This is a genomic window from Polycladidibacter hongkongensis (assembly GCF_001561995.1).
Taxonomy (GTDB): Bacteria; Pseudomonadota; Alphaproteobacteria; order Rhizobiales; family Stappiaceae; genus Pseudovibrio; species Pseudovibrio hongkongensis.
Genome location: NZ_LLWC01000022.1, coordinates 400317 through 426570, shown reverse-complemented (window position 1 = coordinate 426570; position 26254 = coordinate 400317). Strand labels below are relative to the sequence as shown.

The window sequence follows — 26254 nt, the reverse complement described above, 5'->3', positions numbered from 1 at the left end:
ATGAATGCATGGCGGGGACGCTGGCAGCGTATGGGGCTCTTGGGCTCCCGTCGCGGCGTGTCACGCCTGCACCAGCGCCCTGCTTGGGGGGTGACTGGGATTTTTGCTTTACTGCCGCGATCTGCCGGCCCTGTGGGGGCTGCAGCGGTGCTTGCGGCTTTTACGACTTATGGCATTGTTTTGGGTGGTCACGGCCAGCAAGTTAGCGAATCAGTGACGGCGACCTTGGGCTTTTCAGTGGATTCCATCGAGATTGACGGGCTGGACCGGCTTGATGAACTGCAAATTCTTGAAAAACTTGAAATGGGTGTGCAGCCCTCACTGGTGATGTTTGATGCGCAAGCGGCGCAGGAGCGAATCCAGCAGCTGGCTTGGGTCAAGCATGTCAGCTTGCAGAAGTTTTATCCCGGCACTTTGAAAATCACAGTCGAGGAGCAAGAGCCCTACGCGCTGTGGCAGCGCGGAGACGTGGTTTCGGTGATTAACCGGGACGGGCAGGTGATTACCGATCAGGTGGATGGGCGTTATGCCAACCTGTTGCGGGTGGTGAACCATGGGGCGCAGCATCGCGCCGACGAGATAATTGATGCACTTTCCCATTTTCCCGAGTTGCGCGCGCGCGTGCGGGCGGCGAGCCTGCGCTCGGAGCGGCGCTGGGATTTGAACCTCGACAACGGAGTTGTGGTGCGTCTGCCGGAAACCGGTGTGAAGAAGGTGCTTGCCGAGCTGGTGCAGATGGATTGGGAAAGCGGGCTGCTGAACAGGGATATTACCGTTGTTGATATGCGCCTGAAGGACCGTGTTGTCGTGCGCCTATCCGATGCAGCGGCACTGCGGCGCAAAGCGGCGGTGCAGGCGCGCGCGGCGCAGCGCAAGCGGGGGGCCGCGATATGAAGGACGGGCGGAACATCGTTTTTCTACCGCGCATGCGCCCATTGCCGAGCCGGCGCTCGGTAATTGTATCTGTGCTTGATGTGGGGTCGACAAAGATTTGCTGTTTGATCGCCAAGCTGGTGCCACAGGACACCGGAGAATTGTTGCCCGGGCGCACGCATGCGATTGAGATCTTGGGCTATGGCTACCAGAACGCGAGAGGGCTGAAGTCCGGCGTGGTGGTGGACATGGATTTGGCGGAGCAATCCATCCGAAACGCAGTGGATAAAGCGGAAAAAATGTCCGGCGTGATGGTTGAGTCGCTGATTGTAAACGTGAGTTGTGGTCGCCTGCATTCGGAAGTGCTATCGGCAAAGGTGCCGGTGGCAGGTGAAAGCGTTGCTGATGCGGACATTCAGCGCGTGCTTTCGGCGGGCTCTGATCATTCCACCCCAGAGGGGCGGGCCGTGATGCACGCACTGCCAATTTCCTATGCGCTTGATGGTAGCCCGGGTATTCGCGATCCGCGCGGTATGATGGGGCGCCAACTGGGGCTGGATATGCAGGTGGTGAGTGCGGAAGTGCCGCCAGTGAGAAATCTGGAGCTGTGTATCGAACGGGGGCATTTGCAAGTGGAGCGGCTGGTGGCGACACCTTACGCCTCCGGGCTTGCAACGCTGATGGCGGACGAGACTGAATTGGGCGTCGCTTGTGTCGACTTTGGCGGCGGGACGACGACCCTCTCGATCTTTGTTGATGGCAAGATGGTGCATCTGGATGCAATGGCTGTGGGCGGTAACCATATCACCATGGATATAGCCCGCTGGTTCACCACCAATATGCACGAGGCGGAGCGGCTGAAGACACTTTATGGTTCGGCCCTGCCTTCGGTGGCGGACGAGCATGATTATATCGAGGTGGCGCCGCTGGATGCGGAAGGGGATTTGCCGCAAAGCGCGCCCAAAAGCGAGCTGACCAAAGTGATCGGCCCGCGGGTGGAAGAAACGCTGGAGCTTGTGCGTGACAAGTTGAACAGTTCCGGTTTTGCCGGACGGGTCGGCAAGCGCATTGTGCTTACAGGTGGCGGCAGCCAGCTGACGGGCATGGGCGAAATGGCTCGGCGGATCCTCGGGCACAACGTGCGTCTTGGCAGGCCTCTGGGCGTAAGCGGATTACCAGCGCAGGCGAAAGGGCCAGCGTTTGCCGCTGTCGTGGGGCTGCTTGTTTACCCGCAGGTGAGCCGTATCGAACAATTTGAACCGGGCGCCGCACGTACCCGTTGGGGCGGTTCGGGGGGCTATCTTTCCCGTGTGGGACAGTGGCTGAAAGAGAGTTTCTAGCGCAAGAGCTGCGCTGTGAATTTGGAATTTCGCTGGCAACAGCGAGCGTATGAGAGGAAGAGCGGTGTGCCCGATCCGGGCATGCTAGAGCGTCGCGAGGACAATATGACTATTAACCTGCAAATGCCTGATATTCAGGAGTTGAAGCCACGGATCACCGTGTTCGGTGTAGGTGGTGCCGGCGGCAATGCAGTCAACAATATGATCAGCTGCGGACTACAAGGCTGTGATTTTGTTGTGGCCAATACGGACGCGCAGGCTCTGGCCCTTAATCAGGCCGAGCGTGTGATCCAGATGGGCGTTGCCGTTACCGAAGGCCTTGGGGCCGGTTCGCAGCCGGAGCTGGGCTGCGCCGCTGCTGAAGAGGCGATCCAAGAGATTAATGATCATCTAGATGGCGCGCATATGGTGTTTATCACTGCCGGTATGGGCGGTGGTACCGGCACCGGTGCTGCCCCGGTGATTGCACGGGCTGCCCGTGAAAAGGGTATACTGACCGTCGGTGTGGTAACCAAGCCTTTCCAATTCGAAGGGTCCCGCCGGATGCGCGTTGCCGATGCCGGCATCGAGGAGCTGCATCGCAATGTTGATACCCTGATTGTTATTCCAAACCAGAACCTGTTCCGGGTTGCGGATCCTAAAACCACTTTCGCCGACGCCTTTGCGATGGCAGATCAGGTGCTGTATTCGGGCGTTGCCTGTATTACGGACCTGATGGTGAAAGAGGGCCTGATCAACCTCGACTTTGCTGATGTGCGCTCGATTATGCGCGGTATGGGCAAAGCGATGATGGGTACCGGTGAAAGCTCCGGCGATAGCCGCGCCATTCAGGCAGCAGAGGCGGCGATTGCCAACCCGCTGCTGGACGAAACCTCCATGAAAGGGGCGCAGGGCCTGTTGATCTCCATTACAGGTGGCAATGATCTTACCCTGTTTGAAGTGGACGAAGCGGCGACCCGTATTCGCGAAGAAGTTGACCCTGATGCCAACATCATTCTGGGCGCGACCTTCGATGAAGCGTTGGATGGCGTGATCCGCGTTTCCGTGGTTGCCACCGGCATCGACAAGCCAATTCGCGATGATATTTCGCCTGAAGAAGTGCGCATGGCCGAGCTGACACAGCGGATGCAAAATGCGACGGCACAGGCCGCGCCTGCACCTGCTCCACGGGCTGTTGCTCCGGTCCGCCCAGCTGTTGCAGCGGCGGCGCCTGTTGCGGCCTCAGCAGACCCTGAAGTTGAAATCAGCTCCTATCAGCCAGCGGCCTATGAGCCAGTGGCAGGTGTGCAGAATTTTGCACCAGAGGTGAGCGCTGCTGCGGATGAGTTGCCACAGCCGTTCATTCCCCCTGTTGCAGAATCCTATGGCGGTGCTGACCGGATGCCGCGTGTTGAAGACTTCCCTGAAGTCGCACAGCGCGAAATGCGGGCGCAAGCACCGGCACAACCTGTTGCACCTGCCGCTCCTGCCTACGAGCCAGCACCTGCGGCACCGGCTGCCTATGAAGACGAGCATGATGATGAACGCCGTCCTATGGGCTTGTTGCGCCGGTTGACCGGTGGGCTTGGACGCCGCGAGGAAGCACCTGTTGCCTATGAAGAAGAGCAGATGATGGCAGCGCCACAACAGCCTCAGGCAGCACCTCTGCAGCAGCCTGTGCAACCGGCCGCCCCACAAGGGCAATACGATATGTCTGGCCGTGATATGGCTCCGCGCCAAGCGCCAGAAGATGATCAGCTGGAAATCCCAGCTTTTCTGCGACGCCAAAGCAGCTAGGGCGAACGCCTGCGCTGTGAATAACTCGCACCTCTCAGCGGCAATTCGGATTTTCTCCGGGTTGCCGCAACGCTTTTGTGAGAGGTTATTAGGTAGATGTACCTGTAAATTTCATAGCGTTACAAATCGTAATAAACCTTTATTTCAATTCTTAGCTTCATCCCGCTATCTTCCAGCCAACTTGATAGGGCGTGCTTTTTTAGAATCTTCGCATATTGGCGAGGTTCCTTGAAAAATACCCCGTATCTATCTCGAGATTAAAAGGCTGGATGTCATGGCAATGCGTGCCGAGAAGCAAAAAACCCTCAAAGACAGTGTGACCTTGAACGGTATCGGGGTGCATTCTGGCGGGCCTGCTTCGATGACTTTGCATCCGGCCGATGCCAATACCGGGATTGTTTTTCAACGTAGCGATGCAACTGGCAGCACTGAAACACCGGCCCGCTGGGATGTGGTTTCGGCGACGGCGCTTTGTACGGTGGTTGGTGATCCAAAAACAGGCGGCGTTGCGACGATTGAGCACCTGATGGCAGCGCTGTTTGGCATGGGCGTTGATAACGCCATTGTCGAGATTGATGGTGCAGAGACACCGATTATGGATGGCTCTTCCGAAGCTTTTGTAGAAGCGATTGAGGCGACCGGCCTTTGTGAGCAGAAAGCGGCGCGCCGTTATATCAAGATCAAAGAAACGGTACGGGTTGATCAGGGCGACCAGTGGTGTCAACTCTCCCCGGCAGATCGGCCTTGTTTTGATATTACGATTGATTTTGAAAATAGTGTGATTGGTCGCCAGCAATTGGTGTTTGATCTGACACCTGAAACCTTCCGTGATGAGCTTTCGCGTGCGCGCACTTTCGGTTCTGTAAAGGATGTCGAGAAGCTATGGCAAATGGGTTTTGCCATGGGCTCTTCGCTGGAGAACTCTGTGGCGCTGGATGGCGAACGAGTGCTTAACCCGGAAGGAACCCGCTGGCCGGATGAGTTTGTGCGACACAAGAGCCTTGATGCAGTGGGTGATCTGGCACTTGCCGGGCTGCCTATCCTTGGGGAGTATCGCTCCTACAAAGGTGGCCACCGGATGAACCATTGTGTGCTGGTGGAGCTTTTCAAAAATCCTGAGGCTTTCGAGATTGTCGAAGCCGGGGAAAGCGCGCGTGTTGGCGAGAAAGGCCATGCGGAGCTGCTTGGCGGGCTGCAGGCGGCAGCATTTGGCCCGGACGTATCCTAGGACACGACTAGGGTTGGCTTGTGTGCCAATCTTTACGGGCTGTCACTTTGTTGGCAGCCTCTTTTGTTTTCTTTGGGTATTGGTGCAGGCTTTTGGGGCTTTTGCCTAGAATTCGACATATTATTCTCCCAATTGCGTAGGGAAGGCGTGACCTTGCCTGAGCATTGCGATAAAAGCATTCGTTGAAATATTGGGGTGGCCCCCGAATCCTTCCAGATACCAAGGAGAGGGATGCGTGTTGGAAAAGACTATGAACCACTGGCAAAGCCCGAAGGGGCGTAAGCGGCACACTCTGGCCGCAACACTGTTGGCAAGCGCTGTACTGCTGGCTGGCTGTGCCTCCTCGAGTGATGTAAGTGAGCTGGAGCTGGACGATACGCCGCCACAGCAGATGTTTAACGATGCCTTAGCGCTACGGGCGGCCGGGCAGCTTAAACAAGCCGAGAAGAAGTTTAACGAGCTGGATAAAACCTATCCTTATTCCGAGTTTGCTCGTAAATCGCTTATCAACATCGCTTACTTGAACTTCACCATGGGTAAGTACCCGGAGACAGTTGCAGCAGCGAAGCGTTTTGTGGCGCTTTATCCTGGCAGCGAAGATTCCGCTTATGCCCTGTTTCTGATCGGCGAATCCTATTACCGCCAGATCCCAGATGTTGGGCGCGACCAGCATGCAACAGCGCAGGCGCTGGATGCGATGCGCGAGGTTGTGCAGCGTTATCCTGACTCTGAGTATGCCAATGAAGCGCGCAATCGCATTCGGATGGCAGAGGATCAGCTTGCCGGTAAAGAAATGGAAGTTGGCCGCTACTATCTGGTTCGCAAGAATTATCTGGCGGCGATCAACCGGTTCAAGCTGGTTGTGACCAACTATCAGACCACCCGCCACGTGGAAGAGGCGTTGTTCCGCCTTACCGAGAGCTACTACGCGCTTGGTGTTGTGAACGAGGCGCAAACCGCAGCGGCGGTGCTGGGGCATAACTTCCCCGATAGCGAGTGGTATAAAGATGCCTATTCCTTGCTTAAGGACGGCGGATATCGCCCACAAGCTAGCTCTGGCAGCTGGATGAGCAAGGCTTTCGCTTCGCTGAAAATCTTTTAGGAAATCAGGGTCTGGGCCATGTGCCCGGGCCCTTCTTACTTCCCACAATTCGCCAACGATTTGTTTTATGCTGGTAACTCTTTCTATTCGCGATATCGTTTTGATCGACAAGCTGGATTTGTCGTTCGAGACGGGCATGACTGTGCTCACCGGTGAGACGGGTGCGGGTAAGTCCATTTTGCTGGACTCGCTTAGCCTTGCGCTTGGTGGACGCGGCGATGCCGGGCTTGTGCGTCAGGGCCAAGAGCGCGGGCAGATCACAGCGGTATTTGATGTGCCGCTTACCCATCCGGCGCGGCGGATTATGGCGGAAAATGATCAGGATGCGGATGGCGATATTATTTTAAGGCGCGTGCAGGCGGCGGATGGGCGTACGCGCGCGTACCTGAATGATGCACCGGTGAGCGCAGGCTTGCTGCGCCGGGTTGGCGAGACCTTGGTAGAAGTGCATGGCCAGCATGATGAGCGTGCGTTGGTGGACCCGCAAACACATCGCCGGTTGATTGACAGCTTTGGCGGGCTTAGCGAAGAGTGTGCCGAACTTGGTGCGCTGTACCGGGCCTATTCCAGCGCCAAGCGAGAGCTTTCGCAACTGGAAAAGCGTATAGATGAAGCGCGGCGCGAGGCAGATTATCTGCGCAGCAGTGTTGATGAGTTGAGCGGGCTTGATCCGCAGGCCGGGGAAGAACAAGAACTTGCGCTGAAGCGGCAAGACATGATGCAGGTGGAGAAAATCGCTAGCGAGCTCATCGAAGCACATGAGACACTTGATGGCGGCACTTCGCCTATACCGGAGTTGGCCAGCTTGCTGCGCCGGTTGGAACGCAAAGTGGAGCAGGTGCCAGCTTTGCTTTCCGGTGTTGTGGAGCAGCTTGGCACGGCGCTTGATAATCTGGAGGAAGCGCGGGCAGGTTTGCAACTGGCAGTGCGGGCAAGCGAATTCGACCAAGGTGAGTTGGAGCGGGTAGAAGAGCGTTTGTTTGGCCTGCGTGCTGCCTCGCGCAAGTTTGCTGTCCCAGTGGACGAGCTTCCCAAGCTGCGGGACAATATGGCAGCAGACTTGGAAGACCTCGATGCAGGTGAAGACAAGCTGTTGGCGCTTCGCCAGAAACTGGATGAGACTGCCGCAGCCTATGATCGCAAAGCGCTTCAATTGTCGCAAAAGCGGAGCAATACCGCGCGTGCGCTGGAGGAAGCGGTGCACCAGGAATTGCCCGCCCTTAAGCTGGAGCGGGCACGGCTGATTGTTGATCAGCAAGTGGATGAGGGTGCACGCGGGCCTGAGGGCATCGATACCATTGAGTTTCACGCGCAGACCAACCCGGGCACGCGCTCAGGCCCTATGTTCAAGGTTGCTTCAGGAGGGGAACTTTCTCGGTTCTTGCTGGCGCTTAAGGTATCGCTGGCGGACAAGGGCTCTGCCCCAACTCTGGTGTTTGATGAAATCGATACGGGAGTGGGCGGTGCTGTGGCCGAGGCGATAGGGCTACGGCTGGCCCGGCTGGCGCGGCAGGTGCAGGTGCTTACCGTAACACATGCGCCGCAGGTTGCAGCGCGGGCTGGCGGGCATTTGCTGATTTCAAAGCATGCGGTCTCCGAGGAACAGGTGGTTACGAACGTGCAGGAAATCTTTGCCGACACTCGACTGGAAGAGGTGGCACGGATGTTGGCAGGTTCGAAGATTAGCGATGAGGCAAGAGCGGCAGCGGCGCATTTGCTGGAAGAAGCGCCAGTCGTGTAACGCATGTGCGCACATCTATTGATGCTGTACGGCAAGCAGATCGGCGGTAATTTCATGACAGTCAGAATAACAAAACCCCCGCACTGTCTCTCTCGACCACATTGGTGGGAGGGATGTTGCAGGGGTTTTTGTGCATGTGGTTGATATGGGGACCACCCGGGTTTGCCAGTGTGCTTACTGGCCTTGGGGGAAGCCTGCTCTAGAAGAAGCAGGCTTGAGTGCCAAGGCGTTTCAGCTGGGCGCGGTCGTAGCCAAGATCAACCAGTTCAGCATCGCTAAGCTGCAGGAGGTGGTGGTTGGCAACGCGCTGGGCGTAAGCTTCGCGAGCGGTTATCACTGCGGCTAGGGCACGGGCAAAGAAAGATTTGGCAGGTGCTTCGTTTGCAGCAGCGGTTTCAAAATCGGCAAGAGTGCCAGCTGTAGCAGCCATAGTCATGGTCAATACCTCATGTATATCAGATAGTTGTTTCATCTATCGAGTGTGGCGCTGCAGCGTTACCGTTCGATGGGTATGTTATGCAACCATTTTGGAAATGAGAAAAGCGCGATTTCATTCTAGCCGCTATGCAAAAAGTGAATGGCTGAGAATTTCATAATTAATCGTTTAATAGCAAGTGGTTAAATGCTTTTATTTCTTTGGTTTGCCAGGGGTTCCCTAAATATACCTTATATTTGAGGGATTTCTTAGATTGATATATCGAAAGTGCATAGCTCTACGGGTAAGCACTTATGAGCTGCGGTGAATCACTTAGTGCTCAGTGCAAGGCGTAGGCCGAGGCCGATAAATACGGTGCCGATGAGGTATTTGCCGATTTGGCTGAGCCTTGTACTCGTGCGAAAAAGGCTCTTGGCCGTAGCCGCAACAAAGGCGAAGCTGCTGTCAGTGATGATGCAGATCAGGACGAAGGTGGTCCCAAGAACAAATGACTGTGCGATGGTGTGATCGGCGTTGGTTATGAACTGGGGTAAAAACGCTGCGAAGAACATGGTCGTTTTCGGATTCAACAGTGCCACCATGAAGCCATCTCGATAGATGCGGGTGCCCGGCTTGTCTGGCGGTGCGGGCTTATCGCTTGGCAGGCGACTGTTTTTTTGCAGTATGGCGCGCAGCCCGAGATAGACAAGATAGGCAGCGCCAAGCCATTTCACCACGGTAAAGGCGGTGGCAGAGGCGGCAAACAGTGCGGCAAGGCCAATGGCAGCACCAGCCATATTGACCATGTTGCCCGTGGCAACACCAAGAGCGGTGAGTAGGCCAAAACGACGACCATGGGCAACTGTGCCGGAGACGATGAAGATTACCGCGGGGCCGGGGGTGAGGCTAACAAGTAGTGCGGTTCCAGCGAAGGCTAGCAGGCTAGGTAGGTTCGGCAAAAAATCTAGTAGTATCGTGGGGTCGCCGCTTGCTGGTATATTTCAACTGTATGGACACGCGAGTTAGCCACCTCGGTGCAATGGGGTCAAGGTTAGCGGCCCATTATTTTGCGCTGCCCCACGATAATGCAGGAAAAATCCTCCCTCAACCGCGGCGTCGCTTGAGCTTGGTCTGTGCCTATGCCAAAGCTAGCACCAACCAAATCCAGCCAATTAATTCAAGGGATGCTGCCGTGAGCGCCGATCAATCAGCCCAAACCCTGCAAGAGATAGATGTTGCCCAGTTGAGCGAAGCGGAAGCGCGCGTAGAGCTGGAGAGGTTGGCGAACGAGATTGCCAAGTATGACGAGGCGTACCACGGCAAAGATGCGCCGCTGATCTCGGATGGTGAATATGATGCGCTGCGCCAACGCAATGCGGCGATTGAGGCGCGATTCCCTGATTTGGTGCGTGAGGACAGCCCTTCAAACCGTGTGGGAGCCGGTGTCGCAGATGGCTTTGGCAAGGTTACCCATGTGGTGCCGATGCTCTCGCTTGATAATGCGTTTAGCGATGGCGATGTACAGGATTTTCTTGGCAAGGTGCGGCGGTTTTTAAAGTATGACCCGCTGATGGGTGCTCTATGGGTGACTGCGGAGCCGAAAATTGACGGGCTTTCGCTTTCGCTACGCTATGAGCGCGGGCAGCTGGTTTCGGCGGCGACACGCGGCGATGGCGCGGAGGGCGAGAATGTAACCGAGAATGCCCGCAGTATTGGCGATATTCCGCAGCAGTTGCCTGCAGGCGTGCCGTATGTTGTGGAGGTGCGCGGCGAGGTTTACATGAGCCATGCGGACTTTGAAGCGCTGAACGCCCGTATGGTGGCCAATGGTGGCAAGGCTTTTGCCAATCCGCGCAATGCGGCGGCGGGCTCGTTGCGCCAGCTTAATCCCGAGATTACCAAGTCACGCCCCTTGAAGTTTTTCGCCTATGCGTGGGGCGAGATGAGCGAACTGCCTGCCAGCACGCAAATGGAGATGGTGGCTTGCTTTGGTGATTGGGGCTTCCAGATCAACCCGTTGATGGCGCGCTTTGACAGCGCCGAGGGGTTGATTGCCATGTACAAGCGCATTGAGGAAGATCGCGCAGGCCTTGGCTATGATATCGACGGGGTGGTTTACAAGGTTGACAGCCTTGAGCTGCAAAAGCGCTTGGGCTTTGTTTCGCGCTCACCGCGCTGGGCGATTGCACATAAGTTTCCCGCCGAGAAAGCTTTTACCACACTGAACGCCATCGAAATTCAGGTGGGGCGTACGGGCGCTTTAACGCCGGTGGCCAAGCTGGAGCCGATTACGGTGGGCGGTGTGGTGGTTTCTAACGCGACATTGCACAACGAGGATTATATCAAGGGCATTGGGCAGGATGGTGAGCCGCTACGCGGGGGTAAGGATATCCGCGTTGGCGATACGGTGATTGTACAGCGGGCCGGTGATGTTATTCCGCAGATTGTTGATGTGGATCTGGATCGTCGTCCGGAAGATTCAGTTGCTTTTGAGTACCCGCAGTCCTGCCCCGCTTGTGGCTCGCATGCGGTGCGCGAACAAAGCGGCGTGAAGGGCAAGCTGGATGCGGTTCGCCGTTGCACAGGCGGGTTGATTTGTCCGGCACAGGCGGTGGAGAAGCTGAAGCACTTTGTTTCGCGTAATGCCTTTGACATTGAGGGGATGGGCGAAAAGCAGGTAAGCGCATTCTTCGAGCTAGGCTTGGAAGAGGGCGGTATCCGCACACCAGCCGACATTTTCACATTGCGCGAGCGGGACGGCAAGTCGCTGGTGAAGCTGCGCAGCCGTGAAGGCTGGGGGGCGGTTTCTGCGCGCAACCTGTTTGATGCTATTGATACGCGGCGGGTGATTGATCTTAACCGGTTTATCTTCGCGCTGGGCATGCGCCATGTGGGCGAGGGGAACGCCAAGTTGCTGGCACGGGCCTATCGCACGTGGGAAGCCTTTTATAGCGCCATGCGTGCCGCTAGCGATACGCAAAGCGAGGCATGGCGCGAGCTCAATGATATTGACGGCATTGGCGATATCGTGGCGCAGGCCTTGGTGGAATTCTTTAGTGAAGCGCATAATATTGAGGCGCTGGAAGCCTTAGTGGCACAGGTGCGGCCGAAGGAAATGGTGGTGGCGGACGCCAGCGGTTCTCCGGTTGCTGGCAAGACGCTGGTATTTACCGGCTCGCTGGAGCGGATGAGCCGTGATGAGGCCAAGGCGCGAGCGGAAGAGTTGGGGGCGAAAGTTTCTGGCTCGGTTTCCAAGAAGACATCGCTGGTGATTGCAGGGCCGAAGGCGGGTTCCAAGCTGAAAAAGGCGAGTGAGCTGGGCATTGAGGTGATTTCCGAGGATGACTGGTTTGCGCTGGTGGAAGGACACTAACGTGAGTGGATGGAGCGACTAGCCCCCTGAGAACGGGTTTGGCAGAAGAACTCCCCAAGGGACAAGGCATGCTAGATCAGCACGGGTGCTGTTCAGAGGCGGCCGCTGTTGCTATAATGTTCACAAACTTGGCCGAGTATTCGCAGTTTGCGAAGAAGATGACGGCCTGAAGCTGTAGGTAAAGGCGAGATAGCTGAGAAATGGCAGAGCACACGGACGGATTTGCAGGCGAAGACCCACACGGAGCGCAGGAGGGCGGCGATGCGATGCCAGCTCCACAGGCGCAGCCGCGTGCTGGCGGGATCGCTGCAAGAGCCATGGCCGGGCGCGTGCCGGCAGCGCCATATCTTGAGGGACTGAACAAAGAGCAGCGGCAAGCCGTGGAAGCTCTGGATGGGCCGGTATTGGTCTTGGCCGGGGCGGGCACCGGGAAAACCCGGGTGCTGACCACGCGCATTGCACATATCATTGCCACGAGCCGGGCAACTCCGGGGCAAATTCTAGCGGTGACTTTCACCAACAAAGCCGCAAGGGAGATGAAAGAGCGGGTTGGCTCTTTTCTTGGTGGCGGGGTGGAAGGCATGGCTTGGCTTGGAACCTTCCATGCCATCTGTGTGAAAATCCTGCGCCGTCATGCGGAGCTTGTCGGGCTGAAATCCTCGTTTTCCATTCTGGATACGGATGACCAGATCCGACTGATCAAGCAGATTATCAAGGCAGAAGGGCTGGACGAAAAACGCTGGACGGCGCGCACCTTCGCTGGATTGATGGACAGCTGGAAGAACCGGGCGATCACGCCTGAAAAAGTGCCGATGGGCGAAGCGCAGAGTTTTGCCAGTGGTCACTCCAAGCGGCTCTACGAGCTTTATCAGGAGCGGCTGAGAATTTTGAATGCCTGTGATTTTGGCGATCTGCTGCTGCATTGCATTACGATTTTCAAGGATAATCCTGATGTTCTGAAGAGCTTTCAGGCGCGCTTTCGCTACATGTTGGTGGATGAGTATCAAGATACCAACGTGGCGCAGTATTTGTGGCTGCGGTTGCTGGCGCAGGGCAACAGCAATGTGTGTTGTGTGGGAGATGATGATCAGTCCATCTATGGTTGGCGCGGGGCCGAGGTCGATAATATCTTGCGCTTTGAGCACGATTTTCCCGGTGCGCTGGTGATCCGCCTTGAGCGCAATTATCGCTCGACCAGCCATATTCTGACAGCTGCCTCGCACCTGATTGCCCATAACCAAGGGCGTCTTGGCAAGACATTATTCACCGATCAGATGGACCCTGAAGCGGAGTTGGTCTGCGTGGCCTCCTCTTGGGACTCGCAGGAGGAAGCGCGGGCGATTGGCGAGGAGATCGAGACGCTGCAATCCCGCGGGCATACGCTCAACCAGATGGCTATTTTGGTGCGTGCTTCCTACCAGATGCGCGAGTTTGAAGACCGGTTTATCACGCTTGGCTTGAACTACCGCGTGATCGGCGGGCCCCGCTTTTACGAGCGGATGGAGATACGCGATGCGTTGGCTTATTTCCGCTGCATCGTGCAGCCTGCGGATGATCTGGCATTTGAACGGATTGTCAACACGCCGAAGCGCGGGCTGGGCGAGGCCTCGCTCAAGGTGGTGCATGAATATGCAAGGGCGCGACAAATTCCGCTGATCGCGGCGGCATCTGATCTCATTCAGACAGAAGAATTGCGCCCGAAAGCACGCAAGGCCCTTGGGGATCTGCTTGGGCAGTTTGATCATTGGCGTGTGCAGCTGAACACGATGAGCCATACGGAACTTGCCGAAATTGTGCTTGATGAAAGTGGCTATACGGAGATGTGGCGCAAGGACCGTTCTGCCGAAGCGCCGGGGCGGCTGGATAACTTGAAAGAACTTATCCGTTCGATGGAAGAGTTCGAGAGCATGGCCGGTTTTTTAGAACATATTTCGCTGGTTATGGACCGCGAGGGCGAGGCGGGCGAAGATGCGGTTTCAATCATGACGCTGCATTCTGCCAAGGGGCTGGAGTTTGACACGGTGTTTTTGCCGGGTTGGGAGGAAGGTGTCTTTCCCAATCAGCGGGCGCTGGATGAAACGGGGCTTTCCGGGCTGGAAGAAGAGCGACGGTTGGCTTATGTGGGGGTGACACGCGGGCGGCACCGGGTGAAAATCTGGTTTGCCTGCAATCGGCGGATCCATGGCTCGTGGCAAACCTCGATCCCCTCACGTTTTCTGGATGAGTTGCCAGAGGACTGTGTGGAGATTGTGGAGCAGAACTCCAGCTATGGCGGGTACAATTCGGTTTCCGGTGGCGGCTATGGGGCCAGCCGATTTGACCAGCGCGACCCGTTCCAGAATTCGTACAGCACACCGGGGTGGCAGCGGGCGCAGCGCACGCAGAGTTCTGGTGCCGATTATGGCCGCAAACATGGCGGCAATCAAAGCCGGCGGGCGCAGAAGGCCGGGCCGCGCACCATAGAAGGTGAGCTTGTTGCCAAGACGGTGAGCGATGGAGCATCAGCTTACAGCGAGGGCGAGCGTGTCTTCCATATGAAATTTGGCTATGGGCGTATTGCGCAGATCGAGGGTAACAAGTTGACCGTCGACTTTGAAAAAGCAGGGCGCAAGAAAGTCCTCGATAGCTTCGTCGAAAAGCACTAGGGATACAACGAAAGTCAAAGTGGGCGCGCCGATGCGTGCTCTAACAAAGCTGTTCTGGCGCGTTTTTACCGCAATGCAGTATTATGGAGAGTTTTATGGCGACCATTCGGGTACGCGTTCCGGCGCTGGAGGCTGAGGCCAAAGAGGTTTCAAACCAGCTGGAGTTTTTGTTTGAGGAAGAGGGTTTTCCTGTCGCGGTGTTTGAAGCCTCAGAAGATGGCCGTATCTGGATCTCAGAGGTGTTGATTCTGAATAGCGATGAGCGGGCGGCACGCGAGATCTTTGCTGCAAGGGCCGGACATTTGTTTGCCGGTGGTGTCTTGCCGGAGGAGACCGAGATTGAGGCGCTTCCAGAAATAAACTGGGTGGCGAAGTCACTTGAAGGGCTAAAGCCTGTGCGCGCTGGCCGCATTGTGGTGCACGGTGCGCATGATCGGGATTGTGTGCGCGGGCATGAGATCGGGATCGAGATCGAGGCGGCGCAGGCGTTTGGTACCGGCCACCATGGCACCACCGAGGGCTGCTTGCTGGAGTTGGCACGGCTTTTGAAACGTAATCGCTTTGAGCGCATGTTGGATCTGGGAACCGGAACCGGTGTGCTTGCAATCGCGCTCGCAAAACTGACGCGTCAGGAGGTGCTGGCAACGGATATTGATCCAATTGCCACCGAGGCTGCGGTTGATAACGCCAAGAAAAACGGTGTCGCGCCGCTTTTTAAAGCGTTTACGGCGGCAGGCGTGGACGACCGGCGGTTTTCCGAGTTTGGGCCTTTTGATCTGGCGGTTGCGAATATTCTAGCAAAACCGCTTGAGCAGATGTCTGCAAAGTTCTGTGCGCAGATGGCGGATAGGGCTGTGCTGGTGCTTTCAGGCCTGCGGGTGGAGCATGGGCCACGGATTATTTCCGCCTATGCGCAGCAGGGCTTCCGGCTTGAGCGCTCTGGCGAGATTGATGGCTGGTTGACACTGACACTGGTGCGCGGAGCATGGCAACCGTAAATCGGTTTGTGCATTTGTCGATCAGGAAGGACTGATAGGGAAGAGGGGCCGTTGTGGCCCCCTTTTTTGTCTGCGCATTCTTGCGGGCAGCTGCAAGTAGGCGCACGTGCGTTGGCGGACGGCTTAAGGAAGGTAACAAAAACAAAACCCCTGCTGCGGCGCGATCAGCGTTGGGAGGAGGTGCCGATCAGCTGCCGAAGCAGGGGTGTTTGTTTGTTTTAAGAAAAGGCTGTTGGGAGGAGTGCCTTTTCTTAAGGGGTGGGCGCGACGAATGGGAGGGTCCATCTTGCCCGCTTCAAGAACCTAGGGAGGAGCGGTTCTTGAAAGCTTTTTTGGCATTACTGCCGAAACTGGGGCTTCCTCTTAGAGGAAGCTGATTTTCGAGCCTTCTGCCTTCAGTGCTTCACGGTTGAAGCCGGTCTGTGCCAAGGTCTCATCGTCCAATTGAAGCAGGTAGTGGTTTGCTACGCGCTTTGCTTCGATTTGACGTGCCTCTACGATGCGTTCAAATGCACGGCGGAGGAAGCTTTTTTCGGTTTTTTCTAGTTGGCCGAAATCAACTGCAGTAGCGGTCATAGACATGACGTAACCTCATGTTATCATTGATTTGTTTCCGGCGCGGCACTTCCGTGTCGTGCTGACAGGAAGGGTTATGCCGATTTTTTTTGTAAGTGAAAAGGCGAGATGTCGCATGTCAGTTATGCGTTTTCAGAATGAAAGCTAAAAATATGAATAAATACAATAGCTTATAGTGTATGCAATTGTATAATATACTTGAATTCGGGGGGTGAATAAGTGTTTTTGTGCCGAAAGGCACTGTGGCCCCTAATATTTGCATAGCTGCATATCACAGTAACCTCTCACTTCACGTGGGGCTGCGCTGTTGACGTTTGTTTATGCGGACGGAAAAGCGGTTTGAGTCAGCGGCATTACGCGCTAGGCTACGTCTCATGTTTCAAGACTTCGATATCGTGAACGAAAAATCCTGCGGGCCAGAGCGGTTAGCCTTGCTGCAGGAAGAGCTGGCCAAGCGTGGCTTATCCGGATTTATCGTGCCGCGGGCGGATGCGCATCAGGGCGAATATGTACCGGCGCATGATTGCCGTTTGCAATGGCTGACCGGATTTAGCGGTTCGGCTGGTGTGGCTGCGGTGGTGGGTAATAAGGCCGCCATCTTTGTAGATGGGCGTTATACCATACAGGTGCGCGAACAGGTCGAAGAGGCGGCCTTTACCTACCGCCATCTTACCGAGGCACCGCTGAAAGCATGGCTTGGTGAGGTCGCGCAAGCTGGCGATAAAATCGGTTTTGACCCGATGTTGCACCCTCTCAAGGAAGTACGGGTGCTGCGTGAGGCGCTGGCTTCTGTGGGAGCGCAGCTGGTCGCTGTTGTTGATAATCCGGTTGATAGCGTTTGGGCGGATCGCCCGGCGGCGCCACTTGGGCAAGTGCAATTACATCCATTGGAATATGCGGGCGAAGGCGCGCAGAGCAAGATTGAGCGGGTAGGCAAAGTGATTGCCGAGCAAGGGGCGGACACTGCCCTGTTGACGCAGCCTGATTCCATTGCGTGGCTGTTTAACATTCGTGGCAGTGATGTTGAGCATACGCCGCTGCCGCTTTCCTTTGCGTTGTTGCCTGCTAGCGGGCGGCCAACCTTGTTTATCGATGGACGAAAGCTAAGCAATGTTGTGCGCAGTGAACTTGAGCAAGTGGGCGATGTGCACGAGCCCGCTGCGTTGACGGGCGCTTTGCAAGCAGCTGGCGCGGCAGGAGAAAAAGTGCTGATCGATCCGTCTTTGGCAGGCGTGGCGCTTTATGATGCTGTCGTCGACAATGGCGGCACCGTTGTTGAAGGGGCGGAGCCGACTTTGTTGCCAAAGGCGATCAAGAATTCCGCCGAGATTGATGGGGCACGAGCGGCGCATGTGCGCGATGGGGCCGCCTACGTACGCTTTCTGGCGTGGTTTTATCGTGAAGTGCCGAAAGGTGGGCACACCGAAATTTCGGTTGCGGAGAAGTTGGAGGCGTTCCGCCTTGAAACAGGGAAGCTGAAGGATCTCTCCTTTGACAGTATTTCCGCAGCTGGTCCGCACGGGGCGATCTGCCACTATCGGGTGAGCCGCGAAAGCAATCTGCCGGTGGAGAGCAACTCGGTTTATCTGATTGATTCAGGTGCGCAGTATGAAGACGGCACGACTGATATTACCCGTACACTGGCAGTGGGCGCGGTGAGTGATGAACAGAAGCGCCATTTCACACTGGTTCTCAAGGGGCATATTGCGATTGCGACAGCGCGCTTCCCGGTGGGCACCTGTGGTGCGCAGTTGGATACTCTGGCGCGGCTTGAGCTTTGGAAGGCAGGGCTAGATTTTGATCACGGTACGGGCCATGGGGTTGGCTCTTATCTTGGCGTGCATGAAGGTCCGCAGCGCATCGCCAAAAATGGTAGTCCTGTCGTGCTTGAGCCGGGGATGATCCTTTCCAACGAGCCGGGCTATTATCGCGATGGCGCCTATGGCATTCGCATCGAGAATCTGGAGCTCGTGCGCCCGGCCAGCGAGATTGACGGTGGTGATAAACCAATGCTGGGATTTGAAGCGCTCACACTGGCGCCGATTGATCTGGAGTTGGTTGATGTTTCGTTGCTGAGCGGTGATGAGTTGAGCTGGCTTAACACTTATCACCTGCGGGTATACGAGAGCCTTGCATCGCTTGTAGATGAGCAGACGCGCAGCTGGTTGGCGCAGGCGACGCGGGCACTTTAAGCGCGTATTAACAAACAAAAGAGTAAAGGCCGCTTCCTCGTGTGGAGCGGCCTTTTTGTTTCTGGTTGCGTTACAGCATGGCGAAGGCAAGGCGAAAACAGAACACTGCGATAACGCCAAGGATAATGGAGACCAGCAGCGGCAGGCGGGTGGAAACCAGCGCGGTGAGTGCGGTAGCGGCGGTTTCTGCCGGGCCGGTGGCAAAGGCGACCGGCGCGATCACTGCCATCAGGATAGCTGGCGGGGCAGCTTGCAGCGCAGCTTCTGTCCGGCCAGAGATGCGCACAAAGCGAATGATGAACTGGCCAAGGTTGCGCGCGAAGAAAGTGCTGAGAAACATGCCAAACAGGCACAGAAGCACGATGGGCGAGAGAGAGAATAGCTCTGGTGACATGTTAGCGGGCCTCCTGCGGTGCATTGGGATCATAAAGTGCGGCGGCGGAGCCCATGCCCGCCAATGCGCCAGCCATAATGTACCAAGCACCGGGTACCAATTGTTGTACCACCACTGCGCTCAAGCCGCTAACGGCGAGGGTAATGCCGGTTCGTTTGCCGCGCCAAAAACTCATGATGAGGTAGGTAAACAGTGCGGTGAAGGCAAAATCGAGACCCCACTTAGCAGGGTCTGCAACTTGTGAGCCCAAGAAGGCACCAACAAATGTACTGGCGACCCAGTTTAAATAAAACGGGGTGGCGACACCGAAGTAGAATGAAAAACTCAGCGGCTTTGTCAGCACGCGCCTTTCATAGAGGGCCCAGCTTTCATCGGTGAGGAAAAAGTAAGCGATCATGCCTTTGGGGCCACGCAGGGCGGCGGCTTTGGGTCCAAGGGACATGCCCATGAGCACGAGGCGCAGGTTGACCAGCAGGGTAGAAACCATAATCGAGACCCAAGGCAATGGGTGGGCCCACAAATCGAGCGCAACAAACTGAGAACCTCCGGCAAACACCATAGCACTCATCAGTGTTGCTTCCAAAGCACTCAGGCCCTTTTGCGTTGCCAAGGTGCCAAACAGCAAGCCAATGGGGAAAGTTGCAAACAGCAGTGGTAGAATAGTGGTGACGCCCAGAAAAAACTCGCTTTGCTTTTCTGGCGAGTGCGGGGCGTGATGCGCGGATGCGGAATGGGTGTTTGTAGACATAAGGTTTTGGTGCTCTATTGCGAAGAACGCGAGCATATAGGTGAAACTATGAAGTGTCCCACGAAAAGAGAGCGGAATGTTGCGTGGTCTACAAGTTTTTTCGTAAGGGTAGGTGATGAAAAACTATTATCGGTGCTCTTCTTCGGTTGCCTTAATTAGCGCGGAGTTGAAGACACGCAGTGCGGCAAGGTGGTGTGCGTAGCCGATGATCGTGTAGGGCTGGGCGCGGGTGACGACGGGCAGAGCGCCTTTGCCGCTTTCGTCAAAAGCTTTGAGAGCCGTGTTTAGGCAATCACTATCAAAAAGCACGGCTGTCTCGCTCTCTTTGGGGCGTTCATTGGAAGCGCCTTCGCGCAGGGGCTCCATGAAATCCGCCACATGAACGGCTTGTTCCAGCCACTTGTGAGAACCATCGCGCACGAAAACACCGCGCATTTCCAATTGCCACTGAAAGAAGGAGCGACCCAGAAGGGCATTGCTAAGGCCGGTCGAGATTGAGACACAGAGCAGCAGCGCAATGGAAAGGTCATACCCGCCGGTAAGTTCAAACACAATCAAGGTGGTGGACAAAGGCGCGCCGAGCACGGCAGAGGCCACGGCACCCATCCCCAAAATAGCATAGAGGCCGTAGCTGGAGGCAATATCGGGAAAGGCGGAGCCTGCAATAAGGCCGAATGCGCCACCTGCCATGGCGCCAATGTAGAGCGAGGGGGAGAAAATGCCGCCGCCAAATCTGGAGGCAAGTGTTATGGACGTGGCGGCGGTTTTTGCAAGGATCAATGCCAGCATCAAGGCTAACGAGAGTTTGCCATGCAGGGCTGCGTCGGTTGCTTCATAGCCCACTCCGAGCACTTGCGGGAAGAACAGGGCAATGGCGCCGATGGCCAAGCCACCGATAGCAGGGCGGAGCCAAAGGGGTAGCTTGATGTTTCGCGCTGTCCAGTCACCGGCGATAAGCGAGGCTTGCAGCAGCACGGCAACAATGGCGCAGGTAAGGCCGAGGAGGGCAAATGCCGGGAATTCCCAATAGGAGGCGATCTCGTAGGGAGGTAGGGTAAACGCAGCAGCTTCGCCAAAATAGAGGCGGGTGAAGAGTGTTCCCACTGTTGAGGCAAGGACGATGGGCACAAAGGCGCTGAGTGCGTAGTGGGCGAGGATGACTTCATGGGCGAAGAGGACACCTGCAATGGGCGCGTTAAAACTGGCGGAGACGGCGCTGGCAACGCCGCAGGCGAGTAGTATGCGGCGCGCGGTGTCGGGAAGTGCGAGCGAGCGGCACAAATTTGTGCTTAAGGTCGCTCCAAGGTGCACCACCGGGCCTTCGCGCCCGGCGCTGGCGCCGCCGCCAAGCGAAAGAGCGGTTATAAGAGCCGAAGAAATGCCGGAGCGAAACGGGAGGCCTTGCCCACCTTGCGCGCGCGCTTCAATTACATCAGCTACACCGCCAGTGCGCTGGCGGGGCTGGACGTATTGCAGCAGTAGGCCAACGAGTAAGCCGGTCACAGCAGGTACAATGAGGATGGTGTGGGGTGGCAGGGCGGCAATGCTTTGGGCGACACGCTCGGACGAGGTGCCCAACCATGTCCATTGCACCGCGCCGATGGCTACGCGAAAGGCGATGGCAGCAAGAGAGACAAGTGCACCAACAATAATAGCCAATAGCCAAAGCAAGGGCTGCCGATTGCCCGTAAAAAAACGGAGATTAGGCTCGGCCCAACTCTTTAGAAGGCGGTAAAATTCATGGATTGGGGAAAGAACTGCCTTCATGTTTTCTGCTTGTGCTGTGCGGCGTTGTTGAAGGGTGACTGTTATTGGATTTTCTAGATTCTAACAAAACCGATTTATCCGCAGGTTTACAAGTGGGAATGCCGCAATGCTGGCATATTCCTGCGCAATACCCCCTTTCACGCAAGCAAGGACCTGTTATCTTGTGGCAGGCTTCGATGGTGGCTGTTGCCCCTGTTAAAGACGCATAATTGTTATATGCTGATGATATTTAGCATTTTGTTTTTTAGAGTTGTGGAATTGTTGGCGTCCTGCCTGTTTGCCCCCACGAATACAGGGGAGGCGAGCAGATTGGGATTGGCGTAGCCCTTCGGTTTGCATTAGTGTTAATAGATTGATGTCGCGCAGATATTTGCATTGCGCAGCGGAATGTCCCAGGGAGTTGTAAGGTGAATTCGGTCTACATAACAGTCGGCACTACACTAATCTTGGCGCTAGTTGCGGCGCTGGTCGGGCCGATGTTTGTAGATTGGTCGGCCTATCGGGCGACATTCGAGCAATATGGTGAGGAAATCCTCGGACACGAAGTCGCAGTGCTGGGCAGTGTGGATGTGCAGCTGTTGCCTTCACCTTCTGTTTCATTCTCCGATGTGCGCGTTGGCGACAGGGAAGCCCCTGTCATGGTTGTCGCGCGCTTTGAAAGTGATATTGACTTGCCGTCTCTCCTGTCAGGTGAGGTGCGGGTTGTCACTATGAAGTTGCTGCAGCCGCGACTGTCGTTGTCGCTGGATGAGCAAGGCCAACTTGATTTGCTGCGTAAAACCCCGCGGCGTTCAGCAATTGCAAGCCTTGATCCTGAACAGGTGAAGTTTGACCGCATCGAAGTTTCCGAGGGAAGCTTTGTGTTTGCCGATGCCCGCAATGGCACCGAATATGAAGGCAGCAATGCAAACTTGTTGCTAAGCGCAAGATCGTTGCAAGGGCCGTTCAAGGCTTCAGGTTCTTTGGATGTTGAGGGATCGGCGTTTGACGTGCAGCTGGCAAGTGGCCGTGTAAGCGGGAACGGCGGGTTGCGCCTGAAGGCGCAAATCGCACCGGCGGGCATGGCGGTCAAAGTGTCGAGCGATGGTATTTTGAGCCGTGATGGTTTGCGACCTGTTTATGATGGCAAATTAACGCTGGAACATCACCGTGAGGGCAAGGACAATACGGCAAGCCAAGGGGGTTGGTCGGTCGCTGGTGACTTTTTGCTCGACCCTTCCGGCATAGAAATAAGCGATGCGGCATTGCAGGTGGGGAGCGCAGAGCGCCCCATCAAAGCAGAGGGACGTGCCGCTCTTTCGTTTGGCGCGCAATCCCTGTTTGAAATTGGCGCTCAATTTAAGCAGGTTGATCTGGACCGGATCCTGCGCGGCGGACCGCAAGAGCCGGTGGCCTTGCGACAGGCGTTTATGCACGGGGTTGCGGCCTTACATGGACTGCCGACCATGCGTGTGCCGGGCTATGTGCGCATTGGAGTTCCAAGCCTTGTTGTTGGCGGGCAAGTGGTGAGTGATTTTACACTTGCCCTTGGCGCCCAGGCTGGTGGTTGGAATGTCGACGAGGTGAGTGCAGTGTTGCCAGGGCGCGGCACGTTTAGCAGTAGCGGGTTTTTGGAGTTGTCGCCCAGCCTTGCCTATCGCGGCGAGTATGACCTGCGTTCCGGCGACGTGCGCCAGCTGCTGCGCTGGTTGACAAATGGCGAGGCACAGGCGCTGCAACGGCTGCCGCGATTTGCCGCCAAAGGACGCGTTGATGTGGGGGCAGAACGACTTGCGCTGAATGATCTTCGCTTTGACATGGACGAGGGGCGCTCGGTTGGCAACCTTGTGTACACGTTTGCTCCAGAGGGTTCGCGGGCAAAACTGCGGATTGATGTGGACAGCGACAAGCTGGATGTGGACCAGCTGCTGGCCTTTGGCAAAGCCATGGGCATGGGCAAAAGAGCTGTCCTTGGGCATGATCTTGACTTGCGGTATTATGCGGATGAACTCAATGCGGGGTCTGTCGCGGCGAAATCCATGGTGGTACAGGCACAGCTGCAAGATGATGCACTGGATATCAAGGAATTCAAACTGCGGGATTTGGCTGGCGCCTACGTGAATGTTTCCGGGCGTGTTTCGCATCTGGGTGCAGCGCCTTATGGTGAGATCAGCGGAGATTTAAGTGCGACCTCGCTTGTGGGGTTTGCGGAATTGTTGCGCCGTTTTCAGCCGGATAATGCAGTTCTGAGCCAGTTTGAAAAGGCGGCGCCGGCACTTGCCCCAGCGACACTGCGCGGCAAGCTTTCGGCCACGGCTGATGGCGACTTTACCGATCTGACGCTGGATCTTTCCGGGCGGCTCGGGGTTAACAGCTTAGATATGAGCGGCAGTTATGCGGGCAAGCTGGACCAATTCACTTCTGGCAAGCTGCTTGGCGAAGTTTCCCTTGGCGGCGCTGATGGCGTGATGCTGCTCAGACAGCTGGGGCTTGAGGTTCTACCGATTGATAGCGCGATTTCCGGCGATGTACGGCTTGCTGTCGACGGGCAGCTTGAGCAAGGGCTCGGCTACACACTGATGGGGCAACTAGGCAGTGCGGATTTGGTCATGGAGGGGCAAACCCAGCTCCAAAGCGATGGAATTTGGCTGTGGGACAGTCAGGTATCAGTGCGTGCGGATGATCTTGCACCCTACGGCTTGTTGTTTGGCTATACATTGCCAGTGCTTGACGGGGCGTTTGGAGTAAACCTCACTGCGGATATGCGCGGCACAGATACAAACTACGAGATTTCGCAGGTGAGTGGGCAACTTGGTGATGCGACCGTGGAGGGGTATCTGGCGGGCGAGCTTGGCGGCATCGCGATGATATCTGGTGAGGGGGCGCTTAAGGTTGATCGCGCTGATGCAGGTTCGATTGCTGCGCTGTTGCTAGGGCCGCAAGCCTTGCAGGTTGCTCTTGATGCGCCTGCATCCCGCTGGCCGGATGGCGAGATGGGGCGCTCTTTGCTGGGCGGTATTGATTTAAAGTTCGATTTTAGCAGCGATGTTATGCAGGTTACCGCCGAAGGAGAACCGCTAAAGCAGGTTGCGGGCGATCTCACGCTGCGCGAAGGCGAGGTGCTGTTTGAAGATGCCTCGGCAACCCTTGGAGATGGGCAGCTGGAAGGACGGCTTGATCTGCGACGTGCGGGCGGCCGACTGTCGCTTGGCGGGCAATTGCGCGCAGAGAAGCTAAATCTTGCGGATGTTTGGTGGCGAACCGCCGATGGCCCCGCGGCAAGCGGCCTTCTGGAGGTAACTGGCGAATTCGAAGGTATGGGCACCAGCATTGCAACTCTGGTAGAGGGCCTGTCGGGAGGCGGGACTTTCAGGGCCAGCAATGGCGCTTTGCAGGGTATGAATCCACTGGCGTTTGCGCGGGTGATTTCGCAGGTAGATGAGGGCATGGCTGTGGAACAGGCCAGCGTACAGGCGGCCTTCGAGAACTCGTTTGCTGAGGATACGCTGCCATTTGCCCAGATAGAGGGCACTCTTGCGCTTGATGGCGGTTTGATGCGTCTGCGCAATGTGAGCGTGGAGAGTCCAAATGCTACAGTGTTTGGTGGCGGGCAGTATAACTTGCTCAGCGGGCAATTTAAGGGCGATCTGGATATCAAGGTGGAGTTGGGTGCGCAAGACGTTGCCAGCGCTGACCCGCAGGTGAAATTGTTGTTTGCGGGGGGGCTTGATGCACCTCGTCAGAGCCTCGATGTGGGGCCTTTCCTTTCTTACCTCAATCTTCGCCAAATCGAGCAGAACATGCGCCGGATTGACGAGGAACAGGCGCGTATTGCCGAACAGGAGAAAAAAATCGCCGAATTGCGCCGACAGCAAGCCGTTGTGGAAGCCAAGCGCAAAGCAGAAGAAGAGGCGCGATTGAGGGCGGCAGCTGAGGCGGCCACGAAAGCTGCTGCAGAAGCCGAAGCACGGCGTAAGGCTGAAGAGATCGCGCTTGCAAAAGCTGCTGAATTGGCCGCACGCGAGGAGGCCGCGGCCTTGCAGGCGCAGCAGCGGGCCACTGAACCGACAGCTAAAGTTTACAGTGCACCAAGTGAGGGGAAGGGGGTTTCAAAAAGCTTCCTTGATGAAGTCACTTCAGCGCTGAAGGGCGCGAAAGCCAAGCAAAAGCCAGCAGATGCGTCTTTGCCTGCAAATTCGGCTGCGGATTCTGAAGTCACATTACCAATTTCGAAAAAGGGTATTGAGGCTAACGCGCTGCCTGCACTAGACGAGCTTAAGACTATTGATGGCTTTCATGAGCGCACGGTTCCGGCGGAGGCCGTGCGCGCATTGCCAGAGCTTCAGGTTTCTGGAGAAGAAAAAATCTTGGTGGCTCCGGGGGATGATGTGCGCGAAGCACAGCGGCCTATTCTCGTTCCGCTGCCAACACAGCGGGCGCCGCGCGATCATAAGGCAGCGCCATTGCCCTTGCCAAAGGCTGAGATACCTACTGGTTCGCAAGGCAATACACCAAGGTTTCGCGAGTTTCCCGGGCGCGTGTTGCAGATAGACTAGAGTTCTGTGTCTACTGCGCCTAGCTTAGTCTGCAGATAAGACAGAATTGCAACACGGATGCAGCTGGATAAACCGGCTTGCGGGTCGCGGTTGTCATCGATCCGGGCGATGGTTGCGGCGAAGCTGCTGCCGGTCTCCTTTTGCATCTCGTCCAGCGCCTGCCAAAATTCTGGTTCTAGCGCGATTGAGGTGCGGTGACCATGTAGGGTAATGGAGCGCTTGACCAGAGTGCTCATGACTTGATGTCTTTCTCTGCTTTTGGGATTGCGTGTAGTTTAGCAGGCGTGTTTTGGCGAACGTGTGCGCTCAGACGTGTTTCGCTCTGGTCGTTGCGCGCTTGTGTGAGCTGTTTTTCCGCGTTGCTTCGGCCAAATTGCGCGCGGTTTTGTGCAGCCTGCTGCTCCTTTTTGGCGCGGCTTGCCAGTTTTCGCTGCTGACGTAGGTTTATAATCTCTGCCATAGGGCCCTCTGGCGCTGTGAACTTCATGCCTAGCAGGTTTGTGCGCAGAAAAAAAGCCGGTGAGGCACCGGCTTCATGTCGTCTTCGCAAT

At 56.3% G+C, this 26254-nt stretch carries 19 protein-coding genes; 11 read left to right on the top strand and 8 right to left on the bottom strand.

What is annotated here, in order from left to right; all coding sequences use genetic code 11:
* From AYK82_RS10050 to recN, 6 genes are all read left to right on the top strand, one after another.
* Positions 1 to 894 carry a cell division protein FtsQ/DivIB gene (locus AYK82_RS10050; protein ID WP_208976455.1) on the top strand — a complete coding sequence of 298 codons (894 nt, stop codon included), beginning with the start codon at positions 1 to 3 and terminating at the stop codon, positions 892 to 894.
* Positions 891 to 2213 (top strand): cell division protein FtsA, encoded by a 1323-nt coding sequence (gene ftsA / locus AYK82_RS10045; RefSeq protein ID WP_068314845.1) that lies wholly within the window; start codon positions 891 to 893, stop codon positions 2211 to 2213. The genes AYK82_RS10050 and ftsA overlap by 4 nt, the downstream gene beginning before the upstream one ends.
* Before the next feature lie 105 nt (positions 2214 to 2318).
* On the top strand, positions 2319 to 3989 hold the full coding sequence (gene ftsZ, locus AYK82_RS10040) for a cell division protein FtsZ (RefSeq protein WP_068315682.1): 1671 nt from the start codon (positions 2319 to 2321) through the stop codon (positions 3987 to 3989).
* A gap of 274 nt (positions 3990 to 4263) precedes the next feature.
* On the top strand, positions 4264 to 5217 hold the full coding sequence (gene lpxC / locus AYK82_RS10035) for a UDP-3-O-acyl-N-acetylglucosamine deacetylase (protein ID WP_068314844.1): 954 nt from the start codon (positions 4264 to 4266) through the stop codon (positions 5215 to 5217).
* 250 nt (positions 5218 to 5467) lie between these two features.
* Positions 5468 to 6319 (top strand): outer membrane protein assembly factor BamD, encoded by an 852-nt coding sequence (locus tag AYK82_RS10030; RefSeq protein ID WP_068314843.1) that lies wholly within the window; start codon positions 5468 to 5470, stop codon positions 6317 to 6319.
* Positions 6320 to 6386: 67 nt separating this feature from the next.
* Complete coding sequence (recN, locus tag AYK82_RS10025; protein ID WP_068314842.1) at positions 6387 to 8060, top strand: DNA repair protein RecN; 1674 nt, start codon at positions 6387 to 6389, stop codon at positions 8058 to 8060.
* 199 nt (positions 8061 to 8259) lie between these two features.
* Here recN and AYK82_RS10020 read toward each other — a convergent pair whose 3' ends face one another.
* Both AYK82_RS10020 and AYK82_RS10015 read right to left on the bottom strand, forming a co-directional pair.
* Entirely contained in the window at positions 8260 to 8496 is a 237-nt protein-coding gene (locus AYK82_RS10020) for a DUF1127 domain-containing protein (RefSeq protein ID WP_068314839.1), read from the bottom strand.
* A gap of 308 nt (positions 8497 to 8804) precedes the next feature.
* Positions 8805 to 9434 (bottom strand): LysE family translocator, encoded by a 630-nt coding sequence (locus AYK82_RS10015; protein WP_208976454.1) that lies wholly within the window; start codon positions 9432 to 9434, stop codon positions 8805 to 8807.
* A gap of 260 nt (positions 9435 to 9694) precedes the next feature.
* Here AYK82_RS10015 and ligA point away from each other — a divergent pair, with 260 nt between their 5' ends.
* From ligA to AYK82_RS10000, 3 genes are all read left to right on the top strand, one after another.
* Complete coding sequence (ligA, locus tag AYK82_RS10010) at positions 9695 to 11848, top strand: NAD-dependent DNA ligase LigA (protein WP_068315679.1); 2154 nt, start codon at positions 9695 to 9697, stop codon at positions 11846 to 11848.
* A gap of 266 nt (positions 11849 to 12114) precedes the next feature.
* The gene (locus AYK82_RS10005; protein ID WP_068315676.1) at positions 12115 to 14493 is read left to right on the top strand and encodes an ATP-dependent helicase; all 2379 of its coding nucleotides are present in this window, start codon (positions 12115 to 12117) and stop codon (positions 14491 to 14493) included.
* Between the two features lie 95 nt (positions 14494 to 14588).
* Complete coding sequence (locus AYK82_RS10000) at positions 14589 to 15491, top strand: 50S ribosomal protein L11 methyltransferase (RefSeq protein ID WP_068314833.1); 903 nt, start codon at positions 14589 to 14591, stop codon at positions 15489 to 15491.
* 363 nt (positions 15492 to 15854) lie between these two features.
* Here the strand turns inward: AYK82_RS10000 and AYK82_RS09995 are convergent, their stop codons facing one another.
* On the bottom strand, positions 15855 to 16073 hold the full coding sequence (locus AYK82_RS09995; RefSeq protein ID WP_068314830.1) for a hypothetical protein: 219 nt from the start codon (positions 16071 to 16073) through the stop codon (positions 15855 to 15857).
* A gap of 368 nt (positions 16074 to 16441) precedes the next feature.
* Here AYK82_RS09995 and AYK82_RS09990 point away from each other — a divergent pair, with 368 nt between their 5' ends.
* The gene (locus AYK82_RS09990; RefSeq protein WP_068314827.1) at positions 16442 to 18259 is read left to right on the top strand and encodes an aminopeptidase P family protein; all 1818 of its coding nucleotides are present in this window, start codon (positions 16442 to 16444) and stop codon (positions 18257 to 18259) included.
* Between the two features lie 70 nt (positions 18260 to 18329).
* On the opposite strand, the gene AYK82_RS09985 is transcribed toward AYK82_RS09990, so the two are convergent.
* The 3 genes from AYK82_RS09985 to AYK82_RS09975 form a co-directional block, all read right to left on the bottom strand.
* On the bottom strand, positions 18330 to 18653 hold the full coding sequence (locus tag AYK82_RS09985; protein WP_068314825.1) for an AzlD family protein: 324 nt from the start codon (positions 18651 to 18653) through the stop codon (positions 18330 to 18332).
* A gap of 1 nt (position 18654) precedes the next feature.
* Positions 18655 to 19401 (bottom strand): AzlC family ABC transporter permease, encoded by a 747-nt coding sequence (locus AYK82_RS09980; RefSeq protein ID WP_082733883.1) that lies wholly within the window; start codon positions 19399 to 19401, stop codon positions 18655 to 18657.
* Between the two features lie 126 nt (positions 19402 to 19527).
* Entirely contained in the window at positions 19528 to 21168 is a 1641-nt protein-coding gene (locus tag AYK82_RS09975) for a chloride channel protein (RefSeq protein WP_068314823.1), read from the bottom strand.
* Positions 21169 to 21575: 407 nt separating this feature from the next.
* On the opposite strand from AYK82_RS09975, the gene AYK82_RS09970 reads away from it, so the two are divergent.
* A complete protein-coding gene (locus tag AYK82_RS09970; RefSeq protein WP_068314820.1) occupies positions 21576 to 25703 on the top strand; it encodes an AsmA family protein in 4128 nt (1375 codons plus the stop codon).
* Here AYK82_RS09970 and AYK82_RS09965 read toward each other — a convergent pair.
* Both AYK82_RS09965 and AYK82_RS09960 read right to left on the bottom strand, forming a co-directional pair.
* Positions 25700 to 25939: a ribbon-helix-helix domain-containing protein gene (locus AYK82_RS09965; protein ID WP_068314817.1), complete on the bottom strand. Its 240-nt coding sequence runs from the start codon at positions 25937 to 25939 to the stop codon at positions 25700 to 25702. The two genes, AYK82_RS09970 and AYK82_RS09965, sit on opposite strands and share 4 nt — an antisense overlap.
* On the bottom strand, positions 25936 to 26163 hold the full coding sequence (locus tag AYK82_RS09960) for a DUF4169 family protein (protein ID WP_068314814.1): 228 nt from the start codon (positions 26161 to 26163) through the stop codon (positions 25936 to 25938). Before AYK82_RS09960 ends, AYK82_RS09965 begins: the two co-directional genes overlap by 4 nt.
* Between the last annotated feature and the right edge of the window lie 91 nt (positions 26164 to 26254).